Annotated in this window: 18 protein-coding genes; 7 read left to right on the forward strand and 11 right to left on the reverse strand. The window is 71.4% G+C overall.

Going from position 1 to position 17,411, the window contains the following annotated elements; all coding sequences use genetic code 11:
* Positions 1–3 precede the first annotated feature (3 nt).
* The 5 genes from GA707_RS12275 to GA707_RS12295 form a co-directional block, all read right to left on the reverse strand.
* Positions 4–267 carry a type II toxin-antitoxin system RelE/ParE family toxin gene (locus GA707_RS12275; RefSeq protein ID WP_152178703.1) on the reverse strand — a complete coding sequence of 88 codons (264 nt, stop codon included), beginning with the start codon at positions 265–267 and terminating at the stop codon, positions 4–6.
* The gene (locus GA707_RS12280; protein ID WP_193315314.1) at positions 264–548 is read right to left on the reverse strand and encodes a type II toxin-antitoxin system Phd/YefM family antitoxin; all 285 of its coding nucleotides are present in this window, start codon (positions 546–548) and stop codon (positions 264–266) included. The genes GA707_RS12275 and GA707_RS12280 overlap by 4 nt, the downstream gene beginning before the upstream one ends.
* A 193-nt stretch (positions 549–741) precedes the next feature.
* On the reverse strand, positions 742–1,707 hold the full coding sequence (locus GA707_RS12285) for a DMT family transporter (protein WP_152178705.1): 966 nt from the start codon (positions 1,705–1,707) through the stop codon (positions 742–744).
* 37 nt (positions 1,708–1,744) lie between these two features.
* Entirely contained in the window at positions 1,745–2,731 is a 987-nt protein-coding gene (locus tag GA707_RS12290; protein ID WP_152178706.1) for an LLM class flavin-dependent oxidoreductase, read from the reverse strand.
* Positions 2,732–2,904: 173 nt separating this feature from the next.
* Positions 2,905–4,446: an AMP-binding protein gene (locus GA707_RS12295; RefSeq protein WP_152178707.1), complete on the reverse strand. Its 1,542-nt coding sequence runs from the start codon at positions 4,444–4,446 to the stop codon at positions 2,905–2,907.
* Positions 4,447–4,565: 119 nt separating this feature from the next.
* On the opposite strand from GA707_RS12295, the gene GA707_RS12300 reads away from it, so the two are divergent.
* Complete coding sequence (locus GA707_RS12300) at positions 4,566–4,997, forward strand: pyridoxamine 5'-phosphate oxidase family protein (protein ID WP_152178708.1); 432 nt, start codon at positions 4,566–4,568, stop codon at positions 4,995–4,997.
* 3 nt (positions 4,998–5,000) lie between these two features.
* Here the strand turns inward: GA707_RS12300 and cofC are convergent, their stop codons facing one another.
* From cofC to GA707_RS12315, 3 genes are read right to left on the reverse strand one after another with little or no spacing between them, the layout of a single operon-like run.
* Complete coding sequence (gene cofC / locus GA707_RS12305) at positions 5,001–5,639, reverse strand: 2-phospho-L-lactate guanylyltransferase (protein WP_152178709.1); 639 nt, start codon at positions 5,637–5,639, stop codon at positions 5,001–5,003.
* Complete coding sequence (locus tag GA707_RS12310; RefSeq protein WP_226963745.1) at positions 5,636–7,348, reverse strand: GAF domain-containing sensor histidine kinase; 1,713 nt, start codon at positions 7,346–7,348, stop codon at positions 5,636–5,638. The genes cofC and GA707_RS12310 overlap by 4 nt, the downstream gene beginning before the upstream one ends.
* Complete coding sequence (locus GA707_RS12315; protein ID WP_226963746.1) at positions 7,345–8,079, reverse strand: response regulator; 735 nt, start codon at positions 8,077–8,079, stop codon at positions 7,345–7,347. Before GA707_RS12315 ends, GA707_RS12310 begins: the two co-directional genes overlap by 4 nt.
* 153 nt (positions 8,080–8,232) lie before the next feature.
* Here GA707_RS12315 and GA707_RS12320 point away from each other — a divergent pair, with 153 nt between their 5' ends.
* A complete protein-coding gene (locus GA707_RS12320) occupies positions 8,233–9,162 on the forward strand; it encodes a TIGR03619 family F420-dependent LLM class oxidoreductase (protein WP_152178711.1) in 930 nt (309 codons plus the stop codon).
* Positions 9,163–9,237: 75 nt separating this feature from the next.
* Here GA707_RS12320 and GA707_RS12325 read toward each other — a convergent pair whose 3' ends face one another.
* Positions 9,238–9,717, reverse strand: coding sequence for a MarR family winged helix-turn-helix transcriptional regulator (locus GA707_RS12325; RefSeq protein WP_152178712.1), 480 nt, complete (start codon positions 9,715–9,717; stop codon positions 9,238–9,240).
* A 125-nt stretch (positions 9,718–9,842) separates the two neighbouring features.
* Here GA707_RS12325 and GA707_RS12330 point away from each other — a divergent pair, with 125 nt between their 5' ends.
* Positions 9,843–10,484: a hypothetical protein gene (locus GA707_RS12330; protein ID WP_152178713.1), complete on the forward strand. Its 642-nt coding sequence runs from the start codon at positions 9,843–9,845 to the stop codon at positions 10,482–10,484.
* 20 nt (positions 10,485–10,504) lie between these two features.
* Here the strand turns inward: GA707_RS12330 and GA707_RS12335 are convergent, their stop codons facing one another.
* Positions 10,505–12,094 carry an FAD-binding oxidoreductase gene (locus GA707_RS12335; RefSeq protein WP_152178714.1) on the reverse strand — a complete coding sequence of 530 codons (1,590 nt, stop codon included), beginning with the start codon at positions 12,092–12,094 and terminating at the stop codon, positions 10,505–10,507.
* A 137-nt stretch (positions 12,095–12,231) separates the two neighbouring features.
* Here GA707_RS12335 and GA707_RS12340 point away from each other — a divergent pair, with 137 nt between their 5' ends.
* Both GA707_RS12340 and GA707_RS12345 read left to right on the forward strand, forming a co-directional pair.
* Complete coding sequence (locus GA707_RS12340; protein ID WP_152178715.1) at positions 12,232–13,437, forward strand: hypothetical protein; 1,206 nt, start codon at positions 12,232–12,234, stop codon at positions 13,435–13,437.
* Positions 13,438–13,480: 43 nt separating this feature from the next.
* Positions 13,481–13,705: a PLDc N-terminal domain-containing protein gene (locus tag GA707_RS12345; RefSeq protein WP_152178716.1), complete on the forward strand. Its 225-nt coding sequence runs from the start codon at positions 13,481–13,483 to the stop codon at positions 13,703–13,705.
* Between the two features lie 124 nt (positions 13,706–13,829).
* On the opposite strand, the gene GA707_RS12350 is transcribed toward GA707_RS12345, so the two are convergent.
* Positions 13,830–14,594 (reverse strand): hypothetical protein, encoded by a 765-nt coding sequence (locus GA707_RS12350; RefSeq protein ID WP_152178717.1) that lies wholly within the window; start codon positions 14,592–14,594, stop codon positions 13,830–13,832.
* Positions 14,595–14,802: 208 nt separating this feature from the next.
* On the opposite strand from GA707_RS12350, the gene GA707_RS12355 reads away from it, so the two are divergent.
* Both GA707_RS12355 and GA707_RS12360 read left to right on the forward strand, forming a co-directional pair.
* Positions 14,803–16,767 carry a histidine kinase gene (locus GA707_RS12355; protein WP_193315315.1) on the forward strand — a complete coding sequence of 655 codons (1,965 nt, stop codon included), beginning with the start codon at positions 14,803–14,805 and terminating at the stop codon, positions 16,765–16,767.
* The gene (locus tag GA707_RS12360; RefSeq protein ID WP_152178719.1) at positions 16,755–17,408 is read left to right on the forward strand and encodes a response regulator transcription factor; all 654 of its coding nucleotides are present in this window, start codon (positions 16,755–16,757) and stop codon (positions 17,406–17,408) included. The genes GA707_RS12355 and GA707_RS12360 overlap by 13 nt, the downstream gene beginning before the upstream one ends.
* Positions 17,409–17,411 lie beyond the last annotated feature (3 nt).

Raw genomic sequence — 17,411 nt, forward strand, 5'->3', positions numbered from 1 at the left:
TCGTCAGCGGTATGCGTCACGGCGGTGCTGGATGGTGATCACCTCGACGAGGATGCGGCCGTCGTCGATGCGATAGATGACTCTGAACTCGCCGCGGCGCGCGGAGTGCCGACCCTCGAGTCGGCCACGGAGCGGCTTGCCGACGCGATGAGGGTTCTCCGCGAGAGGACCTCGGATGAACTCGAAGCACGCGGCGGCGGCCGCTTGGGGTAGGACATCGGTCAACGCCCGCCTGGCGCTCGCGGATAGAACTATGCGATACGTCACGACCCGGTCTGGGTGCGGGCTGCAAGAGCAGCTCCGACCTCGTCCACGGTGCTGGTCTCCTCGCGGCGGATCTCTGCCTCCCCCTCGACGATGGCGGCCACAAGCTCGGAGTCACTCAGGACGTCGAGAGTCTCCATGATCGAGTCGAAGTCGTCGACACTCAGGATGACCGCCGCACGACGTCCGTTCTTCGTCACCTCGATGCGCTCGTGCGTCATCATCGCCTCGTCGACCAACCTGGACAGGTTCGCTCGGGCTTCGGCCAGGGGGATCGTGATCATGTACATAATTCTAGCGTGCGCTTCAGTGGACAGGGATCGCGATCTCGCACGACATAGGTGGAGCCGGAGGATGACCACTGTTCCGGCACCAGGAAGAGTGTGCCGAGCTCAAGGACGCACTGCACATCCAACTGCAGCTCTGAGGTTGTCATGCGGAAGGCGCCAGCCCACCTCCTCGGCATCCGCCCGGGGGTCAGACAGGGGCCCTGACCCGGATCCGATCCGCGAGTGCCTCGGTGGCCTCGTCCGGCACCGCCACCGACGGCTGCTCACTGCGCTTCTCGTGCAGGGCCAGCCCGACGACGGCGGTCAGGAGGACGACGAAGCCGACCCATTGCGAGACCTCGGGGCGAGCGCCCAACGCGGCGACCCCGACGACCGCGGCTGTGAGCGGGAAGGCGAGCTCGGCGAGGGTCGCGCGGGACGCGGGCGTGTGGCTGAGCCCCCGGTAGTAGAGAACGAGCGCGAGCAGCCCGGGGAGGAGGGCGAGCAGGGCGATGTTCACCGCCGCGTCGGTGCCGATCGTCAGGGGCGTGTCGGTGACGACCGCGGTGACGGCGAGGGTGACGAACCCGAGGGCGAACCGGAGAGCCGTCAGGTCCGAGAAGCGCAGCTCGGCGCTCGCGGCCCGGCCGAGCACCGTGCCCGCCGCCCACAGCGCGGCGGCGCCGACCGCGAACAGCGCCGCCTGCGCGCTCGCCACCGACACCGACAGGGGGTCGGGGAAGGCGAGCAGCCACGCCCCGACGATCGCCGGAGCAGCGAACCACAGATAGCTGGGCCGCAGCCGCTCGCGCAGGATCACCGCGGCGAGCGCGATGGCGATGAGCGGCTGCAGCTTCTGCAGCACCTGCGGGGTGACCGGGTCGCCGAGGCGGAAGGCCGCCGTGAACAGGACCGTCGCGAGGGCGGAGGAGCCGGCGCCGATGACGAGCACGCTCAGCTTCGTGCGAACGGAGGCTAGGGCCAGGCGGCGCAGCGCGGGTCGCAGCCACCACAGCGTGAGCAGCGTGAGAACGACGTGCTCCCAGAACACGATCGTCAGCGACGGGTACTCCCGGGCGAGCGGGCCGCGCCACAGCGAGGAGATGCCCCAGAGGGACGCCGCGACTGCGATCAGCCAGGTGCGGTCACCACGGCGACCGGTCGTCGGTGTCATCGGTGCTCTCTGATGGGGTCGGTCGCGGTCGTGGTGCTCAGGCGGCCTCGACCTTGGGCATGATCTCCTCCTTGAGGCGCTTGAGGTCATCGAGTGTCTTCGACACCGGCACGTCCGCGAAGGGCGGCCAGAGCAGCGGCATGGTGAGCCCCGCCTCCTTGTACCGCTTGAGCATGTCGGCGATCTGGTCGGCCGTCCCGACGAGGATGTTGGAGACCTTGCCGTTGTCGGTCTGGTCGACCTCCTCGTCGGTGATCGTGAACCAGATCATGCTGCACATGTCGAGGTCGTCGATGGACTTGCCGAGCTCCTCCAGCTCGCGCGCGATGGCGGTCCGCCATTCGGTGAACTCGCGCGGGGTGTCCTGGATGCCGATCCACCCCGCGAGGCCGTACTTCGCGACCCGGTTGGCCGACCGCTTCGGGTCGCGCAGGCCGCTGAAGTAGATCGGCGGGTGCGGGTCCTGCAGCGGCTTGTGGCCGAAGCCGCACGGCTCGAAGTCGGCGAACTCGCCGTGGTACTCGAACAGCTCGTTGGTCCAGATCCCCTTGCAGATCTCGATCGTCTCGCGCACATGGGCGTGCCGACGGGGGAACCGGTCGGCGGCGCTGGCCGCCGCGAACTCCTCGGGCATCCAGCCGGAGCCGATGCCGACATTGAGGCGACCGTTGGAGAGGTGGTCGACGGTCGCGCACTCGGCGGCGAAGACGCCGGGGCCGCGGAACGGGGTGTTCGTGATGCTCATGCCGATCCGCAGCTTCTCCGTGCGTGCCGCGAGCCACGGCAGCAACGGCCAGCCCTGGAACCACTTGCCCCGCGACTCCACCGGCAGCTGGGTCGGGAACTCCTTCATCATCCCGAAGGAGTACTGCAGCTCACCGCGATCCGAGGCCTCGGGCACGACGACCCGGTCGAGGGTCCAGACGGAGTCGAAGTCGAGCTCCTCGGCGAGGTCGGTGAGGTCGGCGAGCTCCTGGACCGTGACGTGGTTGCGGAACGTCGGCAGGTAGAGGGCGAGCTTCATCGGTCACATCTCCTTCGGGCGGTCGTGGCCGGGCCGTCCGGGGCTGGGCTCCAGTCCCGGTCGGCCCTTGTGACGTAGACAACCCCGCGGCCCGCGGCCCCGCAAGGGGTCCGGACCTCATGGTTTCCTCAACGCTGCTTCCTCAACACGACCCAGACCCCGCCCCCGCCGCGCTATCGCGCCGCCCCGTCCCGCAGCTGCTCGCGTAGCTCCCGCTTGAGGACCTTGCCGTAGTTGTTCGTCGGCAGCGCGTCGACGAAGTGGTACTCCTTCGGGCGCTTGTAGCGGGCGATCCGCTCGACGCAGGTGCGGTCCAGGTCCTCCCCGGTGGGCGCGGCACCGTCGCCGCCTGCGACGACGAAGGCCACCACCGACTCACCCCACTCCGGGTCGGCCCGGCCGACGACGGCGACGGCCTGCACCCCGGGGTGGGTCATGATCGCCTCCTCGACCTCACGGGGGTAGATGTTCATCCCCCCGCTGATGATGAGGTCCTTGGACCGGTCGTGCAGCGTCAGGTACCCGTGCTCGTCGAAGCTGCCGACGTCGCCGGTGTGCAGCCAGCCGCCGCGCAGCGTCTCGCGCGTCGCCTCCGGCTGGTCCCAGTAGCCCGCCATGACGACGCCACCGCGCACGACGACCTCGCCGGCCTCGCCCGGCGGGAGCTCCCGCTCGTCCGCGTCGACGACCCGGACCTCGACGTCGGTGCGTGTCGAGCCGACGCTCTGCATCCGTTCCCGCCACCGCGGGTGGTCACGGTCGGCGTGGTCGGCCTTCGACAGCCCGGTGATCGTCATCGGCGACTCGCCCTGCCCGTAGATCTGCGCCAGACGGGGACCGAACGTCTCGAGAGCCGCTTCGAGATCGGGCAGGTACATCGGGGCGCCGCCGTAGATGACCGTCTTGAGCCCCGACAGGTCTGCACCCGCCAGGGCAGGGTCGGCGGCCAGGCGCCGCACCATGATCGGCGCCGCGAAGAACGACATCCCCGGCCAGCGTTCGAGGAGGGTGAGCAGCTCGGCGCCGTCGAGCGGACCCGAGGCAGGGATGACGCTCACCGCGCCCTTGGCGATGTGGGGCATGCCGTAGAGCCCCGACCCGTGCGAGAGCGGCGCAGCGTGCAGGACGCTGTCGTCGGCGGACACCGCGTCGATGTCGGCGAAGTAGCTCAACGAGGCCATCAGCAGGTTGCCGTGCGTGAGGGTCGCGCCCTTCGGACGTCCGGTCGTACCGCTCGTGTAGAACAGCCACGCCGGGTCGGCGGCGGCCCGGTCGACGAGGCCCATCGGCGCAGCTGACAGCAGCTCGTCCCACTCGGGACCCGGGGCGACGATGACCCGCTCCACAGAGTCGACCGAGACCTCGAGCGGGGTGACGTCGCCTGCGTGCGCCTCGTCGATGAGCACGACGCGGGTGCCGCTGTGGTCGAGGATGTAGCCGATCTCGTCGGGGTGCAGGCGGGCGTTGACCGGAACGGCGACGAGCCCCGCGTGCCAGGCCGCGAGCATGGCCTCGAGGTACTCGGGCCGGTTGTTCATGACGATCGCCACGCGGTCGCCGGCGGACAGACCGAGTCCCTCGCGCATACCTCCTGCGAGCGTTGCCACGCGCTCGCTGAACCCGCCCCAGGTGGCGTGCACCTGCTCGCCGACGGCCACCGCAGGCCGGTCCCGCAGTCGGCGTCCGTTGCGCTCCACCCAGGCGGCGAGGTTCATGCGGCCAACATCCCGGCTCGGCCGCGGGGCGTCAAGGCGCCTCCCGCCGCGTTGAGAGAACGATGATGTCGCGCACCTAGTCTGAAGTCTCCCGCCCGCGACCACGAAGGAGCCGAGCGATGAGACTCTCCGCCGAGAAGGCACGCGCCCGCCTGGACGCCGAGGTGCACGGTGTGCTGTGCACGCTCCACCCCGAGCGTGGTCCGGACCCGCAGCCGGTCGTGTATGCGGTGAGCGGGGACGGTCATATCGGTGTCCCGATCGATCGGGTCAAGCCGAAACGCTCCTCGCGGCTGCAGCGCGAGGACAACCTCGAGTCGGACCCGCGCGCCTCGCTCCTCATCGAGCACTGGGACAGCGAGGACTGGTCCCGGCTGTGGTGGGTCCGGGCCCGGCTCGAGCATGTGGACGACCCGCCGGAGACGCTGACCGACGAGCTCGCCGACCGGTTGTCGCGGACCGTTCCGCAGTATGCGGACAAGCCGTTCCATAAGGTGCTCGTCTGCCGGATCGTCGACGTCACCGGATGGGCGGCCTCAGACAGCGCGTGAGGGTCACGCGGGCCGTGCCTCGGTGAGGGTGGCGACCGCAGCCGCGGTTCGGGGCCCGACGCCGAGGGTCAGTGCGACGTCCAGGTCCTCGAGGGTGTCGACGTCGTGACGTGCGCGTGGGGGTGCCTGCTCGAGCGGTGTCAGGCCGAGCTCGCGGTGGCGAGCGGCGGACCCCGGGCCGTAGCGGGTTGCGGCCGACCGACCTGCGGCGTGGACGACGATGGTCGTCCCGGTGCCCCCGTGGTCCGGGACGAAGGCGCCGTCCGTCTCCTGGCCGAGGCGGACGACCCGCTCGACGTCCTCCGGGCGGAGCGACGGGAGGTCGGCCGGGACGACCACAACGCCGAGGCCCGGCCAACACACCGCAGCGGCCGCGATGCCGACGGCCACCGCGTCGTGCAGGGCGGTGGTGTCGTCGGGCACCACGGCGACGCCCGTCCGATGCAGATGGGAGGCGACCTCGGGGTCGGAGGTGACGACGAGGACGCCGGCGACCACGGGACTGGCACGCAGCGCGTCGACGGTGTCGAGGGCGAAGGCGAGCGCCAGAGCAGCGCGCTGGTCGGAGGGGAGCCGCAGCCGTGACTTCGCGGCCGCCAGACGCTTGACCGGGACGACCGCCGCTACTCGCGTGTCGCTCACGAGGACGCCTCGGGTCGCGGGAGCCGCAGCGTGATCGAGGTGCCGGTCGAGGTCGAGCGGCTGAGGGCCAGGTCGCCCCCCATGGCGTCCATGAGCCCGTGGGCCAGTCCGAGGCCGAGGCCGATGCCGTCCTCGTGCGGGCCGTCGGCCGCTGCCTCCGTCGCGGGCGGCTCGTCGGCCGACGCGGCGCTGGGCCGGGCGAACGCGGTGAACGCCCGCGGCAGGAAGTCGGGCGGGATGCCGGGGCCGTCGTCGTCGACCGACAGCACCACCCAGGTCGGGTCGGCGGTCCGTAGGACCCGGACGTCGACGCTTCCGCCGGTGTTGCCGTGCCGGACCGAGTTGCCGACGAGGTTGAGCAGGACCTGACGGAGCCGGCGCCGGTCGGCGAGCACCACCTGGTCGTCGACGTCGTGCGAGAGCCCGACTCGGCGCTGCTCCGCCTTCGCCGACAGCAGCGCGAACACTTCGTCGACGACCTCGTCGACCCGAACCGGCTCGAGCGCGAGCGGCAGCGCGCCTGCCTCGAGGCGGCTGAGGTCGAGGACGTCGGTGAGCAGGTCCATGACGTGCCCCGCGGCCGCGCTGATGTGGTCGAGAGCCTCGCGGCGCCGCTCCGGCTCGAGGTCGATGGTGCCGAGCAGTTCGGCGAAGCCGACGATCGCCTGGATCGGGGTGCGCACCTCGTGCCCCACTGCGGCGAGCAGCTCGGACTTGACGTGCGAGAGCTCCTCCGCCGTGCGGCGCGCCGTCTCGGCCTCGAGCAGCGCGCGGCGGTGCCGCTCGGCAGCCCGGCGCTCGGTGAGGTCGAGGACGTTGACGATGTATTGCGCAGGCCCGCCGTCGTGGCCGTGCAGCAGCGACATCGTCGCCTCGATGTCGACGTCGGGGCGGCCGGCCCGGTGCAATGCGGCCTCGAAGACGACCCGGGCCGCGTGACCCCCGTCGAGTGTCTCGAAGCGGTCGTCGAGGGACCCTTGGGTCGGCGTGAGCAGGGCGGTGAACGGGCGGCCGACCGGCTCGGAGCCGTCGAGGGCCAAGGTCGTCAGGGCGGTGTTGCACCGGGCGATCACCCGGTCGGGACCGAGGATGGCCATGCCGATGGGGTTGTCGTCGAAGGACCGGCGGAAACGTTCCTCGCTGCTGACGAGATCGCCGATGAGGGCGGCGTGCGCGATGGCGACCGCGGTGAGGTGGGTGAAGCGCTCGACGAACAGCGCCTCTCGCCGGGTCGGGCTGTGCGGCACATGGTGATAGACGGCGAAGGTGCCCACGGGCAGCCCGTCGGGACCGTCGATGGGGGTCGACCAGCAGCTGCGGAGCGCGGCCGAGTCGGCGATGTGCCGGAACCGGATCCACCGAGGGTCGGTGCGGACGTCGGTCGCGACGACAGCCGTGTTGAGAGCGGCGGCCGTCCCGCACGAGCCGGCGTCCGCGCCGATCGCCATGCCGTCGATCGCGGCGACGTAGTGCTCGGGCAGGCTCGGCGCGGCGCCGTGGTGGAGGGTCCCACGATCCCGATCGAGGAGCAGCACGGAGCACCGGGCGCCCGGCATCAAGGACTCGAGCGAGGTGAGGATCTCGGTGAGCACCTCGTGCAGCGGTGCGGCGCGGGCGATGAGCTCGAGCACCTGCGTCTGGCGGGCCAGCATCAGCTCGTCGTCGGAGACGGCCCCCGGACTGTGGCGGAGCGGCTCGGCCGTGCTCACGACTCGTCCATGAGCTGGTAGCCGATACCGCGCACGGTGCGCAGCAGGCGCGGGTGGGACGGGTCGGCCTCGAGCTTGAGGCGGAGCCGGTGCACGTGCTCGGTCACGGTCGCCTCGCCGAGCCACTCGGAGGACGAGTGCCAGACCTTCTCGAGCAGCTGGGCACGGGTGAACACCTGACGAGGATGCACCGCCAGGAAGGCGATGAGGTCGAACTCCTTCGGCGTGAGCTCCACCTCGACGCCGTCGACGGTGACTCGTCGGCTCGCCACGTCGACGTGGAGGGGGCCCACCACATGCGCCTCTCCGGTCAGCTCCGGGCTGACGCGCCGCAGCACCGACCGGACCCGCGCCGCGAGCTCACCGGGTGAGAACGGTTTGATGAGGTAGTCATCAGCCCCGAGGTCGAGGCCCACGATGCGGTCGGTCTCTCCGCTGCGTCCGGACAGCACGATGATCGGCAGGTCGGTGCGCCCGGTGCCGCCCCCGCGCACCTCTCGCAGGACGTCGAGACCCCCGAGCCTGGGCAGTGATAGGTCGAGGACGACGAGAGCCGGGTGGTCGTCCCGGATCCGGCGCAGCGCGGCAGCGCCGTCCTCCGCCTCGAGCACGCGATACCCCGCATAGTCCAGCTGCCAGCGGACCACGGTGCGGATCGCCTCGTCGTCGTCGACGACCAGCACCGTCGGGCCGCCGACGTCGGCGGGACGCTCGCGCGCGGTCTGGCTCACCTCACGATGGCTACCACACGCGGGCGCAAAGGTCACCTCTGGGGCCGGGCCGTTGTGGCCTCGTTGAGACATGCATCCCTCAGGTCGGTCCGGACGTCGAGAGCGAAGGGTCGAGAGAGAAGAGTCGGTCGGTCGTCGTGCCACAGTGTTCCGGTGACCTCGAACCGCCCCCTGCTCGGGTTCGGCCTGCCGGTGTCCGGGCCGTGGGCGACGCGGGAGACGATCATCCGGGTCGCGCGTCGGGCGGAAGAGCTCGGCTACGCCTCGCTGTGGGCGTACCAACGCATCCTCTCGCCGGCCGACGGACGGCTCGGGCCGGCCCACCGCAGCGTCCTCGACCCCGCGGTCGCCCTCGCGCTGGCGGCCGGGCACACCGAGCGGATCGGTCTGGGCACGGCGACGGTATGCGCGCCGTTCACCTCTCCCGCACAGCTCGCCTCCACGATGGCCTCGCTGGACGTCGTCTCCGGCGGCCGGCTGACCGTGGGCGTCGGGATGGGCTGGCTGCCCGAGGAGCACATCGCCGCCGGCGTCCCGATGGAGCGGCGGGGCGCCCGCTTCGAGGAGTACCTGCGCTGTCTGCAGGCGCTGTGGACGCAGCGACCCGTCGAGTTCTCCGGCGAGTTCTACACCGTGCCGGCCTCGTTCCTCTCTCCGGCCCCGGTGCAGCAGCCGCACCCTCCGATCCTCGTCGGAGCGAGCGCCGAGCCGGCGTTGCGCCGGGCCGGCCGACTCGCCCAGGGCTGGATCGCGAGCAGCACCCACGACTCTGGGACGATCGCGCGCAGCGTCGAGACCGTGCGTGAGGGTGCGATGGACGCGGGGCGCGACCCGCATACCCTGCGTATCCTCGCGCGAGTCGTCCCGGACCTGTGGGACAACGAGGCGGGTCCCGAACGCAGACCGTTCCAGGGCAGCACGCGGCAGATCCTCGCCGACCTCGAGCGGCTCGGGTCCGACGGTGCCACCGAGGTTCTTCTCGACCTCAACCTCTCCCCTCGCGTCGACCGCCTGTCCAGCCACCCCCGCGAGGCGCTGGCCTACGCCGAACGCGTCCTCGACGAGTTCGCTCCGCACCGCTGACGCGGTTCGCCGGGTCGGACGTCGCCACACCCTCAGCGGGTTCGCGGCACGGCCGCGACGAACGAGGCGCCGTATCTAGCGTTCGTCCGTTGCCGAGAGGAACGCGTGCGAGGTGAGAGGCCCGGCGATAGCGGTCATGACCTCCTGCAGAGCCTTCGTCTGGGCCGCGCTGAGGTGGTCGAAGACGAGGTTGCGGACGTCGGCGAGATGCTGCCGGTACACCCGCTCGACCTTCTCGCGTCCCTGGTCGGTGAGGACGACGACCACCCCTCGCCGGTCGTGTTGGTCGGGGCGCCGCGCGATGTCCCCAGCGGCCTCCAGACCCTTGAGGCGGTGGGAAAGCCGGCTCGAGCTGATCCCCGCCAGGTCTGCGAGCTCGCCCGCGGGCATCGCGCTCTCGGGCTGCTCGGCGAGGACGGCCAGGAAGCCGTACTCCAGGTGGCTCAGCCCCACCCGGCGGAAGGTGCGCTCCAGCTTCGGGAGACCCAGCCGCCAGAACACGACCATGGCGCGCCAGGCGGCAGCCTCGGTCGGATCGAGGTCCCGTACATTCACCCGGTCAGAATAGTTGACCCTTCAGGTAATCCGCTCATAAGATATCTGAAACTTCAGGTAATACTCAGAGATGAGGTCCCCGTGTCCGACCATCCAGCCCGCCTTCCCCAGCAGGGAGCACGACGATGACCCACGTCCACGAGATAGCCGTCCGCAAGGTCAAACCGGGCAAGGAGCAGACCTTCCGCGAGCGTCGGGCCGCCTTCATCCGGGTGCTCAAGCAGCAGCCGGCCGCGCTCGTCGACCGCGAGTTCGAGTCCTTCCTCGCGATGCCGACCCCGGACGAGACGGATGTCTTCATCGGGATGACGACCTACGAGAGCCTGGCCGCCAACGCGCGGATCCAGCGCAACCCCCGGGTGGTCTGGAACTTCCTGCGCTTCGCCCGGACCATGGATCTCAAGGCCTACGTCTACGTCGAGCCCACCGAGGGCCCCGCGTTCGATCTCGCCGACCTGGCCTCGAAGCCCGGCCAGGTCCTGGAGGTCGGCGTGCGGCGGGTCACCGACCGCTCGCGCTTCGAGAAGACAAGACCGGAGTTCATCCGGCTCCTCTCCGAACAGCCCGGCGTGCGCGACAGCTGGGAGTTCCGCGTCGTAAAGGGCAAGGACGCCGACGACCTCGCGGTCGGGATGACCGTCTACGACGACCGCGCCGCCCTGGAGGCGGTCATGGCCTCGATCCTCGGCGACCCCGTGACCCAGGCCTACTTCGCCACCTTCGAGCCGGTGGCCCTTCAGTACGCCACGTCGACGACCAACGACTGACTCCTGCGCGAACCGTCGGCTCAGAGTCCGAGGACCCCTGGGTTGAGAACGCCGCGCGGGTCGAGGGCGGCCTTGACAGCCCGAAGGGCGGCGGCGAACGGCTCGGGACGCTGTCGCGCGTACCAGGGGGCGTGGTCGCGACCGACCGCGTGGTGGTGGGTGATCGTCCCACCGTGGGCGATGATCGCCTCGGAGACGCCGGCCTTGATCTCGTCCCACATCGGCACCAGGGAACCCCACCGTCCCGAGGCGTAGACGCCGTAGTAGGGCGCAGGACCGTCCGGATAGACGTGCGTGAAGCGGCAGGTGAGGACCCCGGGAGCGCCGACCGACGTCATGACGTCGTAGGCAGCCGTCGTGATCGCCGCGTGCAGCTCGTCGAACCGGTCCCACGTGCAGGCCGTCTCGAAGGTCTCGACGATCAGGCTCCGGCGGGCGACGGCGTCGCGTTGGTAGGGCATCCGCAGGAAGGACGAACGCCATGCGTCGGCCGGGCTCGTCGGCGGCGGGGAGTCCCGGCCCGGCTCCTTGGCCACGACCCGCCCGGGGTGGCCGCCGTGGTCGCGGACGATCTCCAGCCCGCGATCCAGCCACGGGCCGACCGGGTGGTCGGCAGACTCGAACGCAAGCACGAGCAGTCCGCCCTTCGTCGAGAGGCCCGCGCCAACCATGGACTCCATCGGGTCGAGGAGCCGGCAGTTGCTCGGATGCAGTCCGGACTGGGCGACGGCACGCGTCGCCGCGGCCGCGTCGTCGAAGGAGTCGAAGTCGACGGTCACCGACCGCTGCCAGCCGGGACGGTCCTGGAGGCGGACCCACGCCTCTGTGATCACGCCGAGCGCCCCCTCCGAGCCGAGGAACAGTCGGTCCGGGGACGGTCCTGCGCCCGACCCGGGCAGCCGTCGCGACTCGCTGACGCCCGCCGGCGTCACGACTCGCAGGCTCTCGGTCAGGTCGTCGATGTGGGTGAGCACGGTCGCGTAGTGACCACCCGCACGGGTCGAGAGCCAGCCGCCCAGACTGGAGAACTCGAAGGACTGCGGAAAGTGGCGCAGCGTCAGCCCATGGGGACGCAGCTGGTCCTCGAGTGCCGGCCCGAGGACCCCGGCCTGGACGCGGGCGGCCCGGCTGGCGCGGTCGATCTCCAGCACCTGGTCGAGGCCGGTCAGATCGAGGCTGGCGGCAGGCGCGTCGAAGCGCGGCTCGACCCCACCGACCACCGAGGTGCCGCCGCCGTACGGCACGATCGCCACGCCGGCCGAGGCCGCCCAGTCGAGGGCGTCGACGACGTCCTGCTCGCCACGTGGTCGCAGGACGACGTCGGGAGTATGCGCGAGGTCGCCTTCGAGATTGCGCACCACATCTCGGTAGGCCTTGCCACGGGCATGCGCCACTCGGTCCTCCGGGTCCGGCGACGCGATCGCCGCCAGGGCGTTCGGGACGACCACACGGGACGGCGGCAGGTCGAGGTCGCTGACCTCGGGCGGCTGGTGCACGGTGAAGTCATGGTCGGGCAGGAGCCCCGCCACCCGGGCGACCAGCGCGTCCTCCTCGGCGCCGGTGACGGCATCCTCGACGTTGCCCCAGCCCCACCAGGATCTCGGTGCCATGAGCCGACAGTAGGGCAAACCGAAGATCGGAGTTCTCCTGCGCCTCGGGGAGCAGCGGCGTACCGTCGGAAGAGACGCGATGGCGCCGACCTGAGCCTCGATGGCCGAGGCCGGAGCGGCCTGTCGAAGGAGGGGCCATGACCAGACGGAGGAGGATGGCAGTGGTTCTCGCGGTCGCGATGGCCGCCGCGACGGGAGGAACGGCCTCGGCCGGGGGTGCTGCCGGATCGACCCCGACGACGGTCGACAGCCTCAGGTACTACCAGGCGTCGGTGTTCGTCGATGGCGGGCCTGGGGAGCTCGTGGGCGCCGTCGGCTTCCGCAGCGTCGTCAAGGGTGAGGTCACCGTCGACGTGTTCTTCGGCAGCGAGGAGCCGGTTTCGTGCCCGGACGGGAGCGAGGACGTGCGCACCGAGACGGTGCGCACCGAGGACCCGTTCGCCTCGCGGCCCGGGCCCATGGTGTTCGACGTCGACCCGCGGCTGCTGACCGCGCACGGCGAAGGCGTCGTGGACCTGGTGCACAGCGTCGTCGCCGGCTGCGGCGCCGACGAGGTGACGACCGTGCTTCCCGCGCGGCACGTCTCGATCGACGTCACCGGAACCACCGAACTCATTCGCGCGCGAATGACCGGCTCCGCTTCCGCACGGAACGCCTTCGACCGGGCGCGCGTCACGAGCATCGCCCGCGACGGTACGGGCCAAGCCGTCATCGACGGCTTCGTGGACGCGGACAGCGACGCGGCGTGGCTGAAGTACGCCGTCGAGCACTTCGTGCGCCGCGGCACCCAGCCGGAGGTCCCTGACAGTGTCGCCCCAGAGGGCGGACTCGGCGCCGTGGGCGGCGCGTCGGCCTTCTACGAGCCCGAGAGCGGCTTGGGAGTGCTCTTCGAGGACGCCATCGTGGCCGCGACCGTCGGCCCGGCACCCGCGAAGAAGATGCTCCTGACGGCCTCGGCGCTGGGTGTGACCGCGGTCGAGTGCGCCGACGGCGAGATCGGCTACCGATACCGGGACACCTTCGGGGAGGTCGCGACACCGGTGCAGGTCAGTCACCGCCTCGATGCCGCCGATGCCGCAGCCACGGCGCAGCTGACGGAGATCACGTACGACGAGTGCACCGGCGCGGAGAGCAGTCGCATCGTGGCGGCACCCGTCGCTCTCGACCTGGTCGCGACCGGCCCGCCCGTGCGCGTGCGCGACACGTACTACTTCTCCGCCCCGCCGCAGCCGACCACCCGCATCAACGGGTGGTCGCTGCGACGGCCGGCCGCCGGCACGGTCAGGGTCGGCACGTTCAGGGAATCCACGGATTTCGGCGCCATCTCGCGCGCCAGTCGTTGACCGCCAGCACGCCTATCCACGACAGAGAGGGAAGGACCACCCCATGGCCAAGAAGAAGTGGGACGAGCTCACCACCAGACAGCGCGCCACCGCGCTGACCATGATGTCCATTCAGCTGTCTCTGGCGGTCAGCGCTTGGGCCGACCTGGCCACCCGCCCCGCGGACCAGGTGAACGGCAGCAAGGGCAAGTGGGCCGCCGTGATCGCGATCAACTACATCGGCCCGATCCTGTACTTCACGAAGGGCCGCAAGTCAGCCACCGCCTGAGCGAAGGCCGCGACCGGTTGTGTCATGGAGACACGCCGACGAACCGTGTGCGACGTCGGCGCGTCTCCATGACACAACGCCCGGATGCGGAGCAAGCGGAGCCGCACCGCCTCCGAGTACGCGCTCAGTACGCCTGCTCTTCCTCGCGCGGCAGCGGGGGCGCGTCCCACTCGTCGTCGCTCGTCCGCAGCACGGCGAGCGCGACGATCGCAAAGCCGAGCGTCGTCGCACCCCAGCCCCCGATGACGTCGAGCGCCCGGCTCGGGACGAGGACAGCCGAGATGACGTGGACCGGCTGCGCGACGACGATGAGCACGCCGACCCACCAGTGCACGAGCCCCGAGCGCGCGACCGCGATGCCGAGCAGGATCAGTCCGAGCAGATGGCCGAAGACGAAGGCGAGGATGCCGACCAGCCCGGTCGGGTGATCCATGACGAGGGTGGACACGTCGACCACCGTCGCGTCGTCGTAGCCGGCTCGCAGCATCGCCTCGGCAACGACGTCGCTCGACCCGACCATCGCCCCGAGCGCGTACGCCATGAACAGCACCCCTGAGCCGATCGTGGCGAGCACCGGCACCCGGCGCCGCAGCGCGAAGCCGAGCGCCAGCGCACCGAGCAGCATGAACGGATAGCCGAGCAGCGCCAACCAGTTGAGCGCCGCCATCCCGCCGAGGTTGTCGGCCATGATGGGGACCGCCTCGTCCGTCGTCTGGTCCGTCCAGTACGGCATGACCCACCGCATGAAGGTCACCGCCAACGGCCCGAGCGGGATGACGATCGCGGCGAGGATCCGCCAGGTGCGGCGCAGGTCCCGCCGCGTCGCGACCGCGACGGGCACGGCCGCTGGCGCACCGGACGACGGTGGTGGGGTGAGGGTCTCGGACATGTCAGCCTCCTGGACTGTGCTGTGACTGGGACGTCGACTAGGACTGGACCAGTGCCGGGCGGCGGTTCGCCCGACCCCTGCCAGCCTGTCGGCGGCGGCCCGCGAAAGCCTCGTGGCGCATACCGAATCCGTCGCCCGGGCGGACCCCGACAAAGCCTCCGTGCCTGCACTGATGACGCGGCCGCCGCCGCGGCCCTACCGTGGGCTCGTGCCCTGGCCCAAGCGCGTGACGGTGGCCCTGTGGGCCGCTACGGCGGTGTTGTTGCTCCTCTCGCTCTGGGCGACCATCGACCTCGGCGGGCGCGCCAACATCTTCGTCACCGCCCTCTCATGGGTCGTCGTCATCGCGCCGCTCGCGGCCGGCTACCTCGTCATCCGTCACGACCCGGCCAACTGGGTCGGCACGTGGCTCACCGCCGCCGGCACGGCGATCGCGCTCATCAACGCGCACGGCACATGGCAGGACGCCCTCGCCGCCGAGCCGAGCGGACTGCCTGCGAGCCCCCTCCTGTGGGTCCTCACCCAGGGCGTGTGGATGGCGTGGTTCGTGCCGTATGCGATGGTCGTCGCCCTCTTTCCCGACGGCCGACCCTGGGGTCGGGTCGGGCGGGCGAGCGTCGTGGCGCTGCTGACGATTCCCGTGCTGTTCAACCTGCTCACCGCGGTCATCCCCGAGCCGCTCATGCCGCCGCTGGACGACTGGCCGCGCCCGCTCGGCACGCATCCGGTCGGCTACCTCTCCCTCGCGCTGCTGCCGTTCTTCCTGCTGGCGCTCATCGGCCCGGGCGTCTCGCTATGGCGTAGGCACGCGGCGAGCACCGACCCGCGCGCACGCGCCCAGATGCGCTGGATGCTGCTCGCCGCGTCGCTCCTGCCCGCCACGCTCGTGCTGTGCTGGGTGGGCTACCTCGTCGTCGGCGGACCCGAGCCGGTCGTCGTCGGCCTCGTCGCGTTCAACCTCGCGATGCCGGCCGCGACGTTCGTCGCGATGCTGCGCCACGACCTCTACGACGTGGACCGGGCGATCGTGCTCGCCGGCGTCTACGGGATCCTCGCCGTCGGCGTCCTCGCAGGGTATGCGCTGGTCTCGGGCCTCCTCGGCCGCACCCTGGGCGCGGACTCGGTCACCGCCGCCGTCGTCGCGACGGTGGCGGTGATGATCGCGCTCCTCCCGGCCCGCTCGTTCCTGCTCCGCGTGCTGGGACGCCGTCTTCACCCGCGGCGCGCAGCCGCCCTGGACGCCGTTGCCGCGCTGGCCGAGCGGGTCGGCGCCGGGCGCGACGAACCGGAGCGGCTGGAGGAGGTGCTGCGCGAGGCATTGCGGGACGACGGCCTGCGGGTGGGCTACCGACGGCCCGGGGGCACCGCATACCTCGACGTCTCCGGCGAGCCGGTCGAGGACGTGCGGGGACAGCCGATCCGCTCCGGCGGGCACGATGTCGGGCTCGTCGTGCCAGGGCCACGTGGAGCGCCGGTGCCGAGCGAGATCCTCACGGCCAGTGGGCTGCTCGCCGACCAGGTCCGGCTGCGGCGCGAGCTCGCCGACGCACTGGCCGAGGTCGAGGCGAGCCGCGAGCGGCTGCTGGAGGCGGGCTACGAAGAGCGGCGGCGCCTGGAGACGGACCTGCACGACGGCGCGCAGCAGCGGCTCGTCTCGCTCGGCATGCGGCTGCGGGTGGCTCAGCGGCACGCGGCGTCCGGGCAGCCGGTCGACCTCGACACCCTCGTCGACACAGCCGTCACCCAGATCGCCGACGCGGTCGGCGAGCTGCGCGCCATCGCCCACGGCCTGCGCCCCAGCTCACTCGACGACGGGCTGCCGGCGGCGCTTGACAACCTCACCCGCTCCAGCGCCCTGCCGGTCGAGGTGTCGTACTCGGCCAACGGCATCCCCGACCACGTCAGCCTCACTGCGTACTACGTTGCGAGCGAGGGCGTCGCGAACGCCGTCAAACACGCCGGCGCATCGCGGGTCGCGATCGACGTGCGACACGACGACGAGCACCTGCGGGTCGTCGTCCGCGACGACGGGGCCGGTGGGGCGAAGGTCGTGCCGGGCTCGGGGCTGGCGCGGCTGCGGGACCGGGTGCACGCTCACGGCGGGTCGCTCGACGTGAGCAGCCCTCTCGCGCAGGGCACCTCGATCGAGGCGGTGATCCCGTGCGGATCGTGATCGGCGAGGACTCGGCGCTGTTCCGTGAGGGGCTGGCGGCGCTGTTGGGTGAGCTGGGACACGAGGTCGTCGCCTCGGCCGCGGACGCGCCCTCCGCGCTCGCGGCGGTCCTCGAGCACCGGCCCGATGTCGCCGTGCTCGACATCCGGATGCCGCCGAACAATGCCCACGACGGCGCCGAGGTCGCCGCCGAGGTGCGGCGGCGGGCACCCGAGGTGGGGGTGCTCCTGCTGTCGCAACACGTCGAGACGCGGCTCTCCGTAGAGCTGGTCGCGACCGGCCGGTTCGGCTACCTGCTCAAGGACCGGGTGCTCGACGTCGACGAGTTCGTCGACGCGCTCAGTCGCGTTGCGGCGGGCGGCTCGGCGCTCGACCCCGAGGTCGTCGCGCGACTGCTGGCCGGCGGTCGCGACTCCCTGTCCGCGCTCACGCGACGCGAGCTCGAAGTGCTCGCGCTCATGGCCGAGGGCCTCGCCAACCCCGGAATCGCCGCTCGGCTCGTCCTCGCCGAGCGAACCGTCGAGTCGCATGTCGGCAGCATCCTCGCCAAGCTCGGCCTCAGCGAGGGCGGCCCGTCGGAGCACCGCCGGGTCCGCGCCGTGCTCGCCTACCTCGAGGCGCGCCACGGGAGGGCCGGCTGAGCC

The organism is Nostocoides sp. F2B08, assembly GCF_009184895.1.
In the GTDB taxonomy this organism is placed as follows: Bacteria; Actinomycetota; Actinomycetes; order Actinomycetales; family Dermatophilaceae; genus F2B08.